At 63.4% G+C, this 17,162-nt stretch carries 16 protein-coding genes; 10 read left to right on the forward strand and 6 right to left on the reverse strand.

Annotated features, from left to right (window positions below):
* The 10 genes from DOD19_RS06225 to hpaI all read left to right on the forward strand — a co-directional run.
* Positions 1-654: integrase core domain-containing protein (locus DOD19_RS06225; protein ID WP_162634355.1), on the forward strand; the 654-nt coding region annotated here is incomplete at its 5' end.
* Positions 655-796: 142 nt separating this feature from the next.
* Positions 797-2,227: an amino acid permease gene (locus DOD19_RS06230; protein ID WP_112184665.1), complete on the forward strand. Its 1,431-nt coding sequence runs from the start codon at positions 797-799 to the stop codon at positions 2,225-2,227.
* Positions 2,228-2,757: 530 nt separating this feature from the next.
* Positions 2,758-3,048, forward strand: coding sequence for a DUF1488 family protein (locus DOD19_RS06240; protein WP_024975517.1), 291 nt, complete (start codon positions 2,758-2,760; stop codon positions 3,046-3,048).
* Between the two features lie 236 nt (positions 3,049-3,284).
* Positions 3,285-3,986, forward strand: coding sequence for a fumarylacetoacetate hydrolase family protein (locus DOD19_RS06245; protein WP_204360041.1), 702 nt, complete (start codon positions 3,285-3,287; stop codon positions 3,984-3,986).
* The gene (locus DOD19_RS06250) at positions 3,983-4,753 is read left to right on the forward strand and encodes a fumarylacetoacetate hydrolase family protein (protein WP_112184670.1); all 771 of its coding nucleotides are present in this window, start codon (positions 3,983-3,985) and stop codon (positions 4,751-4,753) included. Before DOD19_RS06245 ends, DOD19_RS06250 begins: the two co-directional genes overlap by 4 nt.
* A complete protein-coding gene (hpaE, locus tag DOD19_RS06255) occupies positions 4,750-6,231 on the forward strand; it encodes a 5-carboxymethyl-2-hydroxymuconate semialdehyde dehydrogenase (protein WP_112184672.1) in 1,482 nt (493 codons plus the stop codon). The genes DOD19_RS06250 and hpaE overlap by 4 nt, the downstream gene beginning before the upstream one ends.
* Before the next feature lie 42 nt (positions 6,232-6,273).
* On the forward strand, positions 6,274-7,143 hold the full coding sequence (gene hpaD / locus DOD19_RS06260; RefSeq protein ID WP_112184674.1) for a 3,4-dihydroxyphenylacetate 2,3-dioxygenase: 870 nt from the start codon (positions 6,274-6,276) through the stop codon (positions 7,141-7,143).
* Between the two features lie 10 nt (positions 7,144-7,153).
* Positions 7,154-7,543: a 5-carboxymethyl-2-hydroxymuconate Delta-isomerase gene (locus tag DOD19_RS06265; protein WP_112184676.1), complete on the forward strand. Its 390-nt coding sequence runs from the start codon at positions 7,154-7,156 to the stop codon at positions 7,541-7,543.
* Between the two features lie 3 nt (positions 7,544-7,546).
* Positions 7,547-8,350 carry a 2-oxo-hept-4-ene-1,7-dioate hydratase gene (hpaH, locus tag DOD19_RS06270; protein WP_112184679.1) on the forward strand — a complete coding sequence of 268 codons (804 nt, stop codon included), beginning with the start codon at positions 7,547-7,549 and terminating at the stop codon, positions 8,348-8,350.
* A gap of 29 nt (positions 8,351-8,379) precedes the next feature.
* Positions 8,380-9,186, forward strand: a complete 807-nt coding sequence (hpaI, locus tag DOD19_RS06275) for a 4-hydroxy-2-oxoheptanedioate aldolase (RefSeq protein ID WP_112184681.1) — start codon at positions 8,380-8,382, stop codon at positions 9,184-9,186.
* 7 nt (positions 9,187-9,193) lie between these two features.
* Here the strand turns inward: hpaI and hpaR are convergent, their stop codons facing one another.
* The 6 genes from hpaR to DOD19_RS06305 form a co-directional block, all read right to left on the reverse strand.
* A complete protein-coding gene (gene hpaR, locus DOD19_RS06280) occupies positions 9,194-9,658 on the reverse strand; it encodes a homoprotocatechuate degradation operon regulator HpaR (protein WP_024975525.1) in 465 nt (154 codons plus the stop codon).
* Positions 9,659-9,670: 12 nt separating this feature from the next.
* Complete coding sequence (gene xth, locus DOD19_RS06285) at positions 9,671-10,480, reverse strand: exodeoxyribonuclease III (RefSeq protein ID WP_024975526.1); 810 nt, start codon at positions 10,478-10,480, stop codon at positions 9,671-9,673.
* Between the two features lie 149 nt (positions 10,481-10,629).
* Complete coding sequence (locus DOD19_RS06290) at positions 10,630-12,744, reverse strand: M3 family metallopeptidase (RefSeq protein WP_112184683.1); 2,115 nt, start codon at positions 12,742-12,744, stop codon at positions 10,630-10,632.
* Positions 12,745-12,838: 94 nt separating this feature from the next.
* Positions 12,839-13,708, reverse strand: a complete 870-nt coding sequence (gene folD, locus DOD19_RS06295) for a bifunctional methylenetetrahydrofolate dehydrogenase/methenyltetrahydrofolate cyclohydrolase FolD (RefSeq protein ID WP_112184685.1) — start codon at positions 13,706-13,708, stop codon at positions 12,839-12,841.
* Positions 13,709-13,811: 103 nt separating this feature from the next.
* Positions 13,812-14,447, reverse strand: coding sequence for a response regulator transcription factor (locus tag DOD19_RS06300; protein WP_024975528.1), 636 nt, complete (start codon positions 14,445-14,447; stop codon positions 13,812-13,814).
* 39 nt (positions 14,448-14,486) lie between these two features.
* Complete coding sequence (locus DOD19_RS06305) at positions 14,487-17,015, reverse strand: PAS domain S-box protein (RefSeq protein ID WP_112184687.1); 2,529 nt, start codon at positions 17,013-17,015, stop codon at positions 14,487-14,489.
* Positions 17,016-17,162 lie beyond the last annotated feature (147 nt).

The following is a 17,162-nucleotide window of genomic DNA, read 5'->3' on the forward strand; positions in this document are numbered from 1 at the left end:
CTGACCTACCTGCCCGCGCAGGTGCTGGGACGCTGGTTCTACCTGTACCTGATCCTGGACGTGTTCAGCCGCAAGATCGTCGGCTTCGAGGTGCATGCGACGGATCACGCCGACCATGCGGCCCATCTGGTCAAGCGCACCGCGCTGGCCGAGGGCATCCACGCGATGGCGGCCAAGCCGGTGCTGCACGGCGACAACGGCTCGACCTTCAAGGCAACCACCGTGCTGGCGATGCTGCACTGGCTGGGGATCGACCCGTCGTATTCGCGCCCTCGCGTGAGCAATGACAACCCGTATGTGGAGAGCCTGTTTCGCACCGCCAAGTACCGGCCCGAGTTCCCTGCCGGCGGCTTCGTCGACCTGGACCATGCTCGCGGCTGGGCGGCCGAGTTCGTGCGTTGGTACAACCACGCGCACCGCCACAGCGGCATCGGCTACGTGACGCCGGCGCAGCGCCACGCCGGCACTGACCGCCACATCCTGCAGGCTCGGCATGAGCTGTACCTTCGGGCGCGGCAAAGCAATCCGGGCCGCTGGTCTGGAGAAACCCGCAACTGGCGTCGCATCGACGTGGTGGCCCTCAACCCCGAGCGCGAAGCGACCGTTTGCGCCGGCGAACTTCCAGGAGGCAACAAAGAACGACTGGCTGCGTGATTCAGGCGACAACTACCTTGACACGCACCGGTCGCCTGCGGGTAAAATGCCCGCTTTTTTGCATAATCCGCCGCCGCGCACCACACGTGCACGACAGTGCATGCCGTCACATTCGGCCGCACGCAGACAGGAGACGCAGTCAATGAGTTTGTTTCGTACCAAAAACGTGGATCACATGATCCGCACGGGCCACAGCAATACCGGCCTGAAGAAAGTCCTCGGGCCCCTGGACCTGACGTTGCTGGGCGTGGGCGCCATCATCGGCACTGGCATCTTCGTGCTGACGGGCACTGGCGCGCTGACCGCAGGACCGGCGCTAACGTTGTCCTTCATCGTCGCAGCGCTCGCCTGCGGATTTGCCGCGCTGTGCTACGCCGAATTCGCCTCGACCATTCCCGTGTCGGGCTCGATCTATACGTATGCCTACGCCACGATGGGCGAGTTGGTCGCCTGGATCATCGGCTGGGATCTGATGCTCGAATATGGCTTGGCCACATCTGCTGTTTCGGTGGGTTGGTCCGGCTATTTCCAATCGCTGCTGTCTGGCTTCGGCCTTCATCTGCCTGTGGCGCTTACCGCTGCGCCGGGCGCGATTCCCGGCGTGCAGACGCTGTTCAACCTGCCGGCGCTGGTGATCATGCTGCTGATCACGACGCTGCTGTCGTTTGGCATTCGCGAATCGGCGCGCGCCAACAACATCATGGTCGCGATCAAGGTGACGGTGGTGCTGCTGTTTATCTTCGTGGGTGTGCGCCATGTGCAGCCGGCCAACTGGCAGCCGTTCATGCCGTTCGGCATGGAAGGCGTGTTCGGCGCGGCAGCCATCGTGTTCTTCGCCTTCATCGGTTTCGATGCGGTGACGTCCGCGGCCGAAGAAGTGCGCAATCCCAAGCGTGACTTGCCGATCGGCATCATCGGTTCGCTGGCGGTCTGCACGATTCTCTATGTGCTGGTGGCCGCCATCATGACGGGCATCGTGCCGTTCGCGAAGTTTGCGGGCGTGGATCACCCCGTGTCGCTGGCGTTGCAGATGGCCGGTGAAGGCTGGGTGGCGGGCTTTGTCGATCTAGGTGCCATCATCGGCATGACGACCGTGATTCTGGTGATGGCGTATGGCCAGACCCGCATCATCTTCGCCATGTCGCGCGACGGGCTGCTGCCCAAGCGCTTGTCGCACATTCATCCGCGCTATGCCACGCCGTTTCTGAACACCTGGGTGGTCGGCATCGTCTTCGCGGTGATCGCTGCATTCGTGCCGCTGAATGTGCTGGCAGAGCTGATCAACATCGGCACGCTGGCGGCGTTCTCGCTGATTGCCGTTGCCGTGCTGGTGCTGCGTCGTACGCGTCCGGACCTGCATCGCGGCTTCCGTTGCCCCGGCGTGCCGGTGGTACCGCTCTTGGCGATCGGCCTGTGCCTGTTCCTCATGAGCCATCTGCAGGCCATCACCTGGATCGCCTTTGTGGTGTGGGTAGCAATCGGCTTGCTGGTGTACTTCGGTTATGCGCGTCGTCGTTCGCTGCTGCACGCGCCGGAACATGGCGCTGCGTCGGTTTCCGAAACTGTGCACTGATCAAGAACGGCGCGTCCATTCCCTGACGACATGGCTGCGATGCGGCCAAACACTGTCGTCCAGGTCGCCGGCTGGGTGGTTCTTTCTCAGTCGGCGCGCAACTATTACAACGCCGATGTATTGCGTTCAATCACCGCGCTTTTGGGGCGATGGTTCCAACGCATTCGACGCTGACATCAATGTGTCGCAAGCCGTGTGGTTGCATTGGCAGGCACACGTTGGCTGCGTGTCCGGCACGCGCCTTGCATGTGGCTTTCGCTTTGCTCAATCGGGCAAGCGCGCAGCCCTGACAAAAAAGCATAGCTGCGACGAAGGGCCCGCCAAGCCTGATGCCGCCTGGGATGGCGGCTTCAAGCCACCGTCCGAGGGCTGCGATGATGCATATGACGCTCGCACACGCATCGCAAGCTGTGGTTAAAATGATTTGTGCAGCCAGACACAATGTCTGACGAAACCTTGCCGGCCCCCCCGCAAAGTTTCCACGCAACAGCGTGTGCGTTGTTGTCCATTGCAATCGGAGGGCTTTGACGATGGAAATCAAGTTCGAAAAGAAAGAAGCGTACGACATCAACAACGAAGGCCTGCTGTTCGACGCACTGGTCGACGGTGAAAAGGTGACTTGCGTGGCAACGCGCGAGGCGCTTTGGGAAGGCCTGGAAGGTGATCAGGTGTTGTCGCTTCAGGCAGCCTTCGAGGCTGGCCAAGAGCGGATTCAGGATGCCGCCCGCGTGCTCATTGCAGACTGCGTGCAGCGATCTCATGGATTGGATGATTTGCCGCAGCCGATCGTGGTCAAGCGCGCGCATATTGCCGTGATCTGAGTTTGATCGATTGCCCGCGTAGACATCGGCGTGCCCGATGCCTTCCGCATGGCGGACACATTGTCCGCCACCTGAAAAGCCGGTCCATGTGGCCGGCTTTTTCATTGCGCTGCAGCTTCCCGACTTGACATGACCGCAATCCGATCAGATGATTAACATGTTAATTAAATGGGGAGGCAGGGGATACCATGCTGCAAAGCAGACTCGTATCGCCGGAAGGTCAAGTCGTGGAGGCGATGTTCGCATCAGCCGCAGAGCCTGCTGGTTCCTTGCGTTGGCTGCCGCCGGTCGAAGGTACCGTCGTCGGCGCGTTGCTGAACTACCGCGGCGAACTGGAGGCGCTGGGCGACGCGCTATCTGCGCCGCCTTACCAAGCCCCGCCCAAGGCGCCCATCCTGTATCTCAAGCCGGCCAACACGCGCATTGGTCATGACCACGATGTTGTGCTGCCGGCAGACGTCGATGGCGTTTGGGCCGGTGCTTGCCTGGGCGCCGTGATCGGTCGTACTGCCATGGGCGTTCCCGCGCGGCACGCCGCGGATTTCATCGCCGGCTACACGATCGTCAACGACCTGACCGTACCGCATGCGAGCTACTACCGCCCGGCGATTCGCCACAAGTGTCGCGATGGTTTTTGCCCGATGGGACCGTGGATGGTCGACCGCGACGATGTGCCCGACGCCGATGCACTCGATATCACCGTGCGCATCAACGGTGAGATCAAGCAGCGCGCAAACACGTCGACACTAGTGCGGCCCGTCGCACAACTGCTCGCCGACGTGACGGCATTCATGACGCTCGAAGCGGGCGATGTGCTGCTCGTTGGCATGCCGGAGAATCCGCCACTGGCGCGCGCCGGTGATCGCATCGATATCGACATCGCCCACATTGGCACGCTGACGACGGCGTTGATCCGCCAATCGGAGGTTTCGCGATGAAACACGCGCGCATTGCCTACGACGGCGCGATCCATCATGCCACCGCCATGCCCGGCGACGACACCCGCCTGAGACTGGCCGATGGCCGCGTCTTGCGCGAAGCCGAGGTCGTCTGGTTACCGCCGGTCGAGCCGCGCACGGTCTTCGCGCTGGGCCTGAACTACGCGGACCACGCCAAGGAGCTGGCCTTCAAAGCGCCCGAGGAGCCGCTCGCGTTCCTGAAAGGACCCAATACGTTGATTGGCCATCGCGCCCACACCGTGCGCCCGGCTGGCGTCGCGCTCATGCACTACGAATGCGAGCTGGTTGTAGTCATGGGTAAGACCGCGCGTAATGTGCCGCGCGAGCACGCCTATGACTATGTGGCCGGATATACGGTGGCCAACGATTACGCCATCCGCGACTACCTCGAGAACTACTACCGTCCGAACCTGCGCGTGAAAAGCCGCGACACCTGCACGCCCATCGGGCCGTGGCTTGTTGACCGAGATGACGTGCCCGACCCGATGAAACTCGCGCTGCGCACCATCGTCAATGGCCGTGTCACGCAGGAGGGCAATACGCGCGACATGATCTTCGACGTTCCCGCGTTGATAGCGTGGTTCTCCAGCTTCATGACGCTCAGCCCCGGCGACATGATCCTGACCGGCACGCCCGAGGGTTTGGCCGACACGCAACCTGGCGACGAAGTCATCACAGAAATTGAAGGCATCGGCAGGCTGGTGAGCACCATCGCCGCCGGACAACCGAACAAGGAGCCCGCATGAGCCTCGTCAACTTGGACTCTCTCAAGCATTGGATCGACGGCCGCCAGGTCGACAGCGTCGAGCGTTTCATCACGACCAACCCGGCGACGGGCGAAGCCATCGCCGAGGTGGCGTCGGGCGGTGAAGCGGAGATCAACGCGGCGGTGGCGGCAGCCAAGGCAGCCTTCCCGGCCTGGGCCAACACGCCGGCCAAGCAGCGCGCCAAGCTGGTGCGCTGCCTGGGCGAGTTGATCGAGCAGAATGTCCCGCACCTTGCCGCGCTGGAAACGATGGACACCGGCCTGCCGATCGCGCAGACGAGCAAGCAGCTCATTCCGCGTGCTTCCGAGAACTTCCATTTCTTCGCCGAGGTGTGCACGCAGGTCAACGGCCGCACGTATCCGGTGGACGATCAGATGCTGAACTACACGCTGTATCAGCCGGTGGGCGTGTGTGCGTTGATCTCGCCTTGGAACGTTCCGTTCATGACGGCCACCTGGAAGGTCGCGCCGTGCCTGGCGCTGGGCAATACGGCCGTGCTGAAGATGTCGGAACTGTCGCCGCTGACAGCGGATCAACTCGGCCGCCTGGCGCTGGAAGCCGGTATTCCGCCGGGCGTGCTGAACGTGGTGCAAGGCTATGGCGCCACGGCTGGCGACGCGCTGGTGCGCCATCCGGATGTGCGGGTGGTGTCGTTCACGGGCGGCACGACCACCGGCAAGCGGATCATGGAGCGTGCCGGTCTGAAGAAATTCTCGATGGAGCTGGGCGGCAAATCGCCCGTGCTGGTCTTCGACGATGCGGACCTGGATCGTGCGCTGGATGCGTCGCTGTTCACCATCTTCTCGATCAACGGCGAGCGCTGCACGGCCGGTTCGCGCATCTTCGTGCAAGAGAGCGTCTACGACGATTTCGTACGCAAATTTGCCGAGCGTGCCAAACGGCTTGTGGTGGGCGATCCAGCGGACGAGAAGACCCATGTCGGCTCGATGATCACGCGCGCCCATTGGGAGAAGGTCACGGGCTACATCCGCCTGGGCGAGCAGGAGGGCGCGAAGATTCTCGCCGGCGGCGCGGAAAAGCCCGCAGACCTGCCCGATCACCTGAAGAACGGCAACTTCGTCGCGCCCACGGTGCTGGCTAACGTCGACAACCGCATGCGAGTCGCGCAGGAAGAAATCTTTGGCCCGGTGGCCTGCCTGATCCCGTTCAAGGATGAAGCCGATGGCCTGAAACTCGCCAATGACGTGGAATATGGCTTGGCTTCGTACATCTGGACGCAGGATGTGGGCAAGGTGCACCGTGTGGCGCGCGGTATCGAGGCCGGCATGGTGTTCGTCAATAGCCAGAATGTGCGCGACTTGCGCCAGCCTTTCGGCGGTGTCAAAGCATCCGGCACGGGACGTGAGGGCGGCGAGTACAGTCTGGAGGTGTTTGCCGAGATCAAGAACGTCTGTGTCTCAATGGGCAGCCACCACATCCCGCGCTGGGGCGTTTGACGCGCCGCCGGAGACACCACAACAAAGGCGGAAGGAGACACCATGGGCAAGCTGGCCTTGGCCGCGAAGATCACCCACGTACCGTCGATGTACCTGTCGGAACTGCCGGGCAAGCACCATGGCTGCCGCGAGGCGGCCATTGAGGGGCACCGCCTCATCGGGCAGCGCTGCCGTGACCTGGGCGTGGACACCATCGTCGTGTCCGACGTGCACTGGCTGGTCAACGCCGGCTACCACGTCAACTGCAATGCGCGCTTCGAAGGCGTCTACACGAGCAACGAGCTGCCGCATTTCATCAAGGACATGCGGTATGCGTATCGGGGCAACCCGGCGCTCGGTCGATTGATTGCGGAGACGGCAACGGCGCGCGGTGTGTTCACGCGTGCGCACGAAATCGACAGCCTCGAGCTGGAATACGGCACGCTGGTGCCAATGCGATACATGAACAGCGACCAGCACTTCAAGGTCGTGTCGATTGCCGGTTGGTGCGCGTGGCACAAACTGGAGGAAAGCCGCCGCTTCGGCGCCGCGCTGCTCGAAGCCATCGAGGCCAGCGACAGCACCGTCGCGTTTCTCGCCAGCGGATCGCTCTCGCACCGCTTCAACGACAACGGCAGCCCCGAAGAATCCATTCACCAGATCAGCCGAGAATTCTTCAAGCAGGTCGACCTGCGCGTGGTCGAGCTATGGAAGCAGGGCAACTGGAAGACCTTCTGCGCGATGCTGCCCGAATACGCCTCGCTGTGCGAGGGCGAGGGCGGCATGCACGACACGGCCATGCTGCTCGGCCTGCTTGGCTGGGATGCCTATGACAAGGGCGTCGAGGTCGTCACCGAGTATTTCCCCAGTTCCGGCACGGGGCAGATCAACGCGATCTTTCCGCTGCCAGAACGTGGTCCAACCGGAATGTGAGGAGGCTGCGATGCCGCATGTCATCGTCGAATACACCGACAACCTGGGCGACGACGCCCGTATTCCGGAACTGCTGCAGACGGTGAACGAAACGCTAATTGCGCAGAACGGCGTATTTCCCACTGGCGGTATCCGCTCGCGCGCCATCAAGCTGACCGATTACCGCGTGGCGGACGGCAAGGAGGACGATGCCTTCGTCCACGTCACGCTCAAGATCGCAGCGGGCCGCACGCCTGAGATCAAGAAGGCCGCGTGCGATGCGCTGTTCGAGGCGATCAAGGCACATTTCGCGCAGGCCTTTGCGCGCCGCTATCTGGCGCTGTCGATGGAGTTGACCGAGTTCGACGAGGGCGGCAGCTATAAGCACAACAACATCCACGCGCGTTTTCGCAAGGCTTGACCCATGCTCGACACCACGACCATCCAGACGATCGCGCGCCGCTTGCACCAGGCCGAAATCGACCGCAAGCAGATTCGCCAGGTTTCGCTTGAACTCCCCGACATCACCATTGAAGACGCCTACGCTATCCAGCGCGAATGGGTCGCGATGAAGCAGGCCGCGGGGCGGCGGCTGAAGGGCCACAAGATCGGATTGACGTCACGCGCGATGCAGCAGTCTTCACAGATCGACGAGCCGGACTACGGCGCGCTGCTTGACGACATGTTCTTTGCCGAGGGCAGTGATATTCCCGCCAGCCGCTTCATCGTGCCGCGTGTGGAAGTGGAGCTCGCCTTCGTGCTCGGCAAGCGGCTGGAGGGACCGGAGGTGACGCTGTTCGATGTGTACGACGCAGTGGACCACGTGATACCCGCGCTGGAGATCATCGACGCACGCTCGCAATCGATCGATCCAGACAGCGGGCGCCCGCGCAAGGTGTTCGACACGATCGCCGACAACGCGGCCAATGCTGGCGTCGTGATGGGTGGCCGGCCCATCCGCATGCGCGATGTGGACCTGCGCTGGGTCAGCGCCATCTTTTCACGCAACGGCGTCATCGAAGAGACGGGCGTGGCGGCCGGTGTGCTGAACCATCCGGCCAACGGTGTCGTCTGGCTGGCCAACAAGCTGGCGCCGCACGGCGTCGCGCTGGAGCCAGGGCAGGTCATCCTGGGTGGCTCGTTCACGCGGCCGGTGCCCGCGCGGCCCGGTGATACATTCCATTGCGACTACGGCCCGCTTGGCAGCATCGCCTGCCATTTTGTCTAACCGTCTAACGCTCAAAGGATGTCCTCGCCATGCAACTCCCGGTGAACAGCTTCAAGCGCGCGCTGGCCGAGCGCCGGCCGCAGATCGGCCTGTGGCTTGCAATGACGCATCCGTACCCAGCGGAGATCGTCGCGGGTGCCGGTTTTGACTGGCTGCTGATTGACAACGAGCATGCGCCGAATCAACTGCAATCGACGCTCGCGCAATTGCAGGCGGTTGCGCCGTATGCCTCGCATCCCATCGTGCGGCCTGCCTGGAACGACTCGGTCGAGATCAAGCGCCTGCTGGATATCGGCGCGCAGACCCTGCTCGTGCCAATGGTCCAGACCGCCGACGAGGCGCGTGCCGCCGTCGAAGCGATGCGTTATCCACCGAACGGTATTCGCGGCGTTGGCAGTGCGCTGGCTCGCGCATCACGCTGGAACCGCGTAGACGATTACCTTCACCAGGCCGATGCGCAGATGTGCACGCTGATTCAGGTCGAAACCGCAGAGAGCCTCGATCATCTCGATGCGATTCTTGCCGTGCAAGGCGTCGACGGCGTCTTCATTGGCCCTGGTGATCTGGCGGCGTCCATGGGACACCTGGGGGCACCGGGGCATCCGGAAGTCCGCAAGACGATCGACGGTGCGATTCAACGCATCGTCGCGTCCGGCAAAGCGGCGGGCATTCTGTCAGCGGATCAGGCGCAGGCGAAGCACTACCTGTCGCTCGGTGCGACCTTCGTTGCGGTAGGGACGGATGTCACGCTGCTGGCGCGCAGCGCCGAACAGTTGGCGCAGGCATTCAAGGGGGAGGACGCTGCCAAGCCGCAGCCGGCCGGCAGCGTGTATTGACGGGGCGTTACTCGTCGCCCGTGAAACGCCCCATCGGCGTGTGTGTTTCCATGACGTGGATCGACTCGTCGATAGCCGCGTAGAGCGCGTCGAGGCGTGCGCGGCCCAGCTGCGCTTCGATGCGTGCGTATTCCGCATCCACTTGTGGCTCCACATCAGCCAGGAACTGACGGCTCTTGGCCGTGAGCGAAATCACTTGCCGGCGCTGGTCCACCGACGACTTCGTGCGTACGATCATCTCGGATTGTTCCATCGCCGCCAGCATGCGCGTCAGGCTCGGGCTCAGGATCAGGCATGCATCGGCGAGCTGGTTAGGCTCCATGTCGCCGGTATCGTTGAGCGTACGCAGCACGCGCCATTGCTGCTCGGTAATGCCATGCTCGCGCAGGATCGGCCGAAAGCGCGCCATGAAAGTCTCGCGGGCGCGCAGCAGGAGATGCGGGAGATTGCGGTGCTTGAAGGCAGAAGCCATGCGGGGCGCTCCTTATGCGCGGCGCAAAGCGGCGACCACGGGCGTGTGGTCTGATGGCTGCTCCCACGTGCGCGGCACGCGGTCGATATGGCACGACTCGCACAGCTTGGCGAGTTCAGGCGACAGCATGATGTGGTCGATCCGCAGGCCGGCGTTGCGCTTGAAACCAAACATGCGGTAATCCCACCACGAAAACAGCTTGTCTTCCTGCTCGAACATGCGGAAGGCATCGACCAGCCCGGCGCCTTGCATTGCACGAAACGCCGCGCGCTCTTCCGGCGACACCAGATTCTGGCCTTCCCATTTTTTCGGGTCGTGCACATCGCGGTCTTCGGGGGCGATGTTGAAATCGCCCAGCAGCATCAGTCGCGGGTTTGCCGCTATTTCGCTCGTCAGCCACGCCTGCAGTGCTTCCAGCCAGCGCAGCTTGTAGACGAATTTGTCGGAATCGAGCGCCTGTCCGTTCGGAATGTAGGCAGAAATCACGCGCACCGGGCCGCCGTCCACGTCATACGTGGCGGCCACGATGCGCTGCTGCTCGTCGGCAAAACCAGGGATGTTCTTCACCACATCGCGGCCTTCAGGCACCGACGCCTTGCGCGCGAGGATGGCAACACCGTTGTATGTCTTCTGACCCGTGAACAAAGACGCATAGCCGGCGGCGTCCAGCTCGGCCAGCGGATAGCGGTCATCGGGCAGCTTGAGTTCCTGCAGGCAGAGCAGGTCGATGGGCGTGGCGTCGGCTTCGCGCTCAGCCAGCCATTGCAGCACGTGCGGTAGGCGGACCTTCAAAGAGTTAACGTTCCAGGTGGCGACTCGCATGAGGGCTCGGTCCTTGCAGATGACGGCGGCGCGCAATTTGGCGCCGCCCAGGGGTGCGATATTGTGCCATCAAGCGTTGCGGGCTCGAATGACAACGCCGCTTCGGCGTTAGCACGAAGCGGCGTTTCCATGGCTCGCGCAGCAGACCGTTACGCGGCTTCCGCCATCATGCCGCCATGGCGCAACAGTGCATCGATGCTGGGTGCGCGGCCGCGGAAAGCCGTGAACGAGTCGATGGCCGGTCGGCTGCCACCAACGGCCAGCACTTCGCGGCGATAGCGTGCGCCGGTTTCTGCATCGAGCACCGAGCCGCCCAGCTTGCTGGCCTCTTCAAATGCCGCATAGGCATCTGCCGACAGCACCTCGGCCCACTTGTAGCTGTAGTAGCCCGCCGCATAGCCGCCCGCAAAGATGTGGCTGAACGTATTCGGCCAGCGCGACAGCTCGGCCTGCGGCACCACGTGGAAGCGATTGTTGATCTGGCGCGACATCTCCAGCACCGACGTCGTGCCCTTTGGGTCGAAGTCCGTATGCAGGTGCATGTCGAACGTCGAGAACACGATCTGGCGCAGCGTCGCCATGCCGTTCTGGAAGTTCTTCGCGGCCAGCATGCTGTCGTACAGCTTGCGCGGCAGCGGTTCGCCGGAATTCACATGGCGCGTCATGCGCGAGAGTACTTCCCATTCCCAGCAGAAGTTCTCCATGAACTGCGACGGCAGCTCCACCGCGTCCCATTCCACTCCGTTGATGCCCGACACGCCAAGCTCATCCACCTGCGTGAGCATGTGGTGCAGGCCGTGACCAAACTCGTGGAAGAGGGTGATGACCTCGTCGTGGGTAAACAGTGCTGGCTTGTTGCCGACCGGGCCGGAGAAGTTGCAGGTGAGGTAAGCCACCGGGGTTTGCACGCCCGCTTCGCCTAGCAGCTTGCGGCCGCGTGCGTCGTCCATCCACGCACCGCCACGCTTGCCCTCACGCGCGTACAGGTCGATGTAGAACTGTGCGAGCAACTCGCCCTGGGCAGATTCGACGCGGAAGAAGCGTACGTCCGGGTGCCATACCTCGGCCGCCTCCGGCTGAATTTTCACCGAGAACAACGTCTGCACAACATTGAACAGGCCGTCCAGCACCGCAGGTTCTGGGAAATACTGCTTCACCTCCTGCTCGGAGAATGCGTAGCGTGCCTCGCGCAGCTTTTCCGACGCGTAGGCCATATCCCACGGTTCGAGCTTGTCGATGCCGAGCGTGGTCTTGGCGAATGCCTGGAGTTCTTCCCAATCCTTCTCGGCAAACGGGCGGGCGCGGTCGGCCAGCTCACCCAGGAAGCGCAGCACGTCTTCGGGCGAATCGGCCATCTTCGGCACGAGCGACACCTCGCCGAAATTGCGATAGCCCAGCATGTGTGCTTCTTCGGTGCGCAGCGTGAGCTGTTCGGCCATGTTGGCGGTGTTGTCCCACTCGGCCTTGCCGCCGCCGTACTGGGCGCCCAGTTCGGACGCGCGCGTGACGTTGGCTTCGTACAGCGTGCGGCGCAGCGCGCGATCGTCTGCGTATTGCAGCACCGGGAAGTACGACGGGAAATGCAGCGAGAACTTCCAGCCGGTTGCGTCGGGATTGTCGCGGCGTGCCGCTTCCTGTGCAGCCTGCTTGGCGTCGTCGGGCAGGCCGGCGAGGCGGGCTTCGTCGTCGATGACGAGCGCGTAGGCGTTGGTCGCATCCAGGACGTGGTCGCTGAAGGCCTTGGTCAGTTGCGCCTGCTGTTCCTGAATGGCAGCAAAACGCGGTTTCTGGTCTTCGGGCAATTCCGCGCCGCCCAGGCGGAAGCCGCGCAACTCGTTCTCAAGCAGCTTCTTGCGCGCAGGCGACAGCGTGGCGTATTCCGCGCTGTCGGCAATCGCCTTGTACTTCTCGAACAGTTCCAGATCTTGGCCCAGCCCCGACCAGAACTCTGTCACGCGCGGCAGATTGGCGGCATGGGCTTCACGCAGCTCCGGCGTGTCGGCGACGGCGCTCAGGTGGCTGACGATGCCCCAGGCGCGGCCCAGCGGCTCGGTCGCGTCTTCCAGTGCGGTGACGACGGTGTTCCAGGTCACAGGCGTGGCGGGGTCTTTGACCTGCGCGACCGCCGATGCAGCACGCTCAAGGAGCACGTCGACGGCCGGCGTGATGTGTTCGGGGCGGATGTCCGCAAAGCGAGGCAGACCAGAAAAATCGAGCAGCGGATTGTTGGCCGGGGTGGCAACCTTGGGCGAAATGTCGGTCATGGCAGGCTCGGTAGAGAAATTCGGGGGACAAAAAAAGCGTCCGATCCAAGAGGTGGGGACGCTTTTTCCGTTTCCAACTGGATCAAGGTGAAGCTTACGCCGCCAGCGCGGCTCCTTCAGCAGCGCGCTCGGCGGCTTCCAGGGTATTGATCAGCAGCATGGTGATCGTCATCGGGCCGACACCGCCCGGCACGGGCGTGATATAGCCAGCGACTTCCTTGACGCCGGCAAAGTCGACGTCGCCGCACAGCTTGCCGGCGTCGTCGCGGTTCATGCCCACGTCGATGACGACGGCGCCCGGCTTGACCATGTCGGCAGTGATGATGTTGCGGCGGCCCACGGCGGCCACGATGATGTCGGCCTCACGCGTGTGCGCGGCCAAGTCGCGCGTCTTGCTGTTGCAGATCGTGACGGTGGCGCCGGCTTGCAGCAGCAGCATCGCCATCGGCTTGCCGACGATGTTCGAGGCGCCGACCACGACCGCATTGGCGCCGCGCACCGGGTAGTTGATCGATTCCAGCATCTTCATGCAGCCGTACGGCGTGCAGGGGCGGAACAGCGGGGCGCCGGTCATCAGGGCGCCGGCATTGGCCACGTGGAAACCGTCAACGTCCTTCTCGGGCGCGATGGCTTCGAGCACCTTGTGGCTGTCGATATGCTTGGGCAGCGGCAGTTGGACCAGGATGCCGTGGATGCGCGGGTCGCGGTTCAGCGCGTCGATGCGGCCGAGCAGGTCGGCTTCGGACAGGTCAGCGGGGTAGCGGTCGAAGCTGGACAGAAAGCCGTTGTCTTCGCACGCCTTGATCTTGTTGCGCACGTAGACCTGGCTGGCCGGGTCTTCGCCGACGAGGATCACGGCGAGGCCGGGCTGGTGGCCACGCGCTGTCAGGTCAGCGGCACGTTGTGCGGCCTCGGCGCGGAGTTGTTTGGCAAGCGCGTTGCCGTCAATGAGTTGGGCGGTCATGGCTGGGCGGAGGAGGGAGAGGGCAAACCGCGATTATAAATCGCCGCCTTCCTTCCGGCCGCCCTGATCGCCCTGATGGGCACTTGGCCGTTCCTGCGGCAAATCAGGCGTTGCGCGACAGGGCCAGGCGCAGGAGGTCTGCCACCGTGTTCACGTTGAGCTTTTCCATGATGTTGGCGCGGTGCGCTTCCACCGTCTTGATGGAAATGCCCAGATCGTCGGCAATCTGCTTGTTCAGGCGGCCCGCGACGATGCGCTCCAGCACTTGCTGCTCGCGTGTGGTCAGGCGGCCGAGCAGGTCCTTGGCGGCCTTTTGCTCGCGGGCGACCGAGTCTTCGCTGCGGGCCTTGCTGAGCATGCGTTCAACCAGCTCGCGCAGTTCGGACTCATCGAACGGCTTTTCAATGAAGTCGACCGCGCCTTTCTTCATGGTCGACACGGCCATCGGCACGTCGCCGTGGCCCGTGACGAAAACGATCGGCATGCGGCTGTTTTCGGCCAGCAGGCGGTCTTGCAGCTCGGGGCCGCTCATGCCCTGCATGCGTACGTCGAGGATCAGACAGCCGACGCCTTCGCCACGTTTGTCGTCGACCAGGAATTCTTCGGCACTGCGGTAGGTGCGGACGGTGTAGCCGTTGCCTTCGAGCAGCCACGTCAACGAGTCACGCATGGCTTCATCGTCATCGACGACGAACACGGTTTCGTTGCGCGGCGCAACTGCGGCGGGCGTTGTGCTCATGGAGGAGTCCTCGGTCTACGTTCTATGTTTTAAAAACGATTACAGCGGATTCAGCGGCAGGATGATTTTAAACGTACAGCCGATGCCATCGGCATTGTTTTCTACCCAAAGCCTGCCGAGGTGGGATTCTATGATGGAGCGGCAGATATTCAGCCCCATGCCCATACCGTCGGATTTGGTGCTGAAGAACGGCTCGAACAGCCGCTCCTTGGTGCTGTCGTCCACGCCCGGGCCCTGGTCGATCACCTCGATCAGCACGGAATTTTCCGGGTCGTTGATCAGGTTGGCGTGCAGGCGCAGGACGCTGGCGGCGCGCAGGCGCGGGTGAGCGGCCATGGCTTCGGCGGCGTTCTTGAGCAAGTTGACGAGCACCTGCTCGATCAGCACCGGATCGACATACAGATGCGGCAGACCGCCCGGCAGGCGCGTGAGGATGGTGATGCCGCGGCGGGTGGCTTCGAGTTCGGCCAGGCCCACCGCGTCGGCCACGATATCGCGCAGGTCGGATTCGCGCCGCTGCGGCTGACTGCGTTTCACAAAGCCGCGGATGCGCTGGATGATGGTGCCGGCGCGCACGGCCTGGGCGGAGGTCTTTTCCAGCACCGGGATCAACTCTTCCGGCGTGCTCCGCCCCGACTTCAGGCGCCCGACCGCACCCATGCAGTAGTTGTTGATGGCGGCCAGCGGCTGGTTCAGTTCGTGTGCCAGCGACGAGGCCATCTCACCCATCGTCGTCAGGCGGCTGGTGAACTGGATGCGTTCTTCGTGCTGGCGGGTCATTTCTTCAGCGGCCTTGCGCACGGTGATGTCGGTGGCGATCTGCATCTGCGCGAGGTGGCCGTCGACCCACTGGATGTAGCGGCGCCGAACTTCAAACCACTTCTGCATCGATGGCACGTAGATTTCTCGCGCGTCCGCCGCGTGTGGTGTCAGTTCGGAGGCGGGCAGGCCGGCGTAGGCGTCCACCAAGTCGAGCGCATCGCTGGAAACGTCTTCCGTGTTGACGTCGTTGCCGGAGAGCTGCAGGTGGCCGAACGCCTCCCAGCCGAAAAGCTGGCGGTAGTAGCGGTTGGCGAACAGCAGCTCGGCCTTGTCGGTCGAGAGCACGGATACGGCCGCGTCCAGGCTCTCCAGCACCGTGGTGAAGCGGTCGTGCGCGGCAGCCAGGTCTTCGCGGGCGCGCTTGGGCTCGGTGATGTCGGTGATGGAGCTCATCCAACCCGTGTGCCGGCCGCGTGCGTCGATGAGCGGCGAGACATACATCCGCGCATAGAAGCTCGTGCCGTCGCGGCGCATCATGCGCAATTCCATGCCGTTGGCGGGTGCCTTGCCGCGCAGGGTCAGCTCGATGTGCTTCTGCATCTCGCCAATCTCATTGGGCGGCCAATACGGGAAGGGCGGCATGCGGCCGACCAGCTCGGCTTCGGTCCAGCCGATCATGCGGCAGAACGCGGGGTTCACGTAGGTGATGCGGCCGTTGAGGTCGAGCGAGCGCATGCCGATCACCATGGAGTTTTCCATGGCGCGGCGGAACGACGTTTCCGCCAGCAGTGCGCGCTGCGCTTCGGAGCGGCGGCTGGTGTGGCGCCACACGCTCCACAGGCTCCAGATCACGAAGCACGACAAGCCTGCCACCAGCCACATCAGCATGTTGTTGGGCAGGTTGGACGGTGCCGGATACGCCTCGGCCCGCAGCGACAGCGAATGCCCTGGCGGGTCCAGCAGCACCTCGTACGATGCGGCCGCCTTGGGCACCGGCCGCAACGACGTGCTCGCGCGGATCACGTTGTTCTTGTCGACCAGCGAGAAGCGGTAGCGGTCGGTCAGCTCGCCCGGCAGCAGTTGCGTGAGGATCCCCGTGACCGAATACATGGCGCCCACCGTGCCGAGGAACTCGTTGTCCCGCACGATCGGCACTTCCATGAGCATGAAGCTCTCGCCGCGCTCGTTCTGGATGGGGCGCGAATAGACGGCGCGCTGCGTTTCACGGGCGGCGTCGTAGGCGGATTGGATTTCGGGTTCGAGCGGATGGTCGCGTGTTTCGCGCACGCGCGCGGCGAATTCGGAGGTGGACGGAAACGCCCAGCGCGGGCGGCGCGTGGCATCCAGCCAGTTGATGAAGACCAGCTCGGGGTTCTCGCGCAGAAGCTGGCGGGCAGCATCGCGGTAGGCGCTCGGGTCGAGCTGCGCGGCACCGATATCGCGCGCCAGCGCGGCCACCTGATCCTGGTTGCTTTGCAGGGACAGGCGCACTTTCTGCTCGGCCCAGGCGGCATCACGGTAGAGGGCGTCGCGCTGCTGCTGCACCTCGGTGGCGTGCAACTGATACAGGATGAAAATCATCGCGCCGGCAAACAGGACGATCGCCACCAGCGGGATGAACATGAACCAGTTGGTCGTCCACAGCCGGCCCAGGCGCGTCAGCCACAGGCGGCGGGGCATGTTCGGGTGCACGATTTCGTCTGACGGCAATTCGGACGCGTTCACGGAAATGGGCGCAGGCGCAGCAGGCGTTGACGGCTCGGACTTGGCGGCCGGGTCCTGCGAAGCGTGGGAGGGGGCAAGCATGATGGGCGGACGAACGCCGGAATTCTGCGGAGGTAAAGGAGTGGGCATCTGTGCAACTGCGCAAAACCAAGTGTAACGGCAATCAACTTGCGGGTCGCTTGGGGAAACCGATTGGTGAGCTGTCTTGTTCGCTCGGAAAATGCTGCA

Source organism: Ralstonia sp. GX3-BWBA, assembly GCF_003290055.1.
In the GTDB taxonomy this organism is placed as follows: Bacteria; Pseudomonadota; Gammaproteobacteria; order Burkholderiales; family Burkholderiaceae; genus Ralstonia; species Ralstonia holmesii.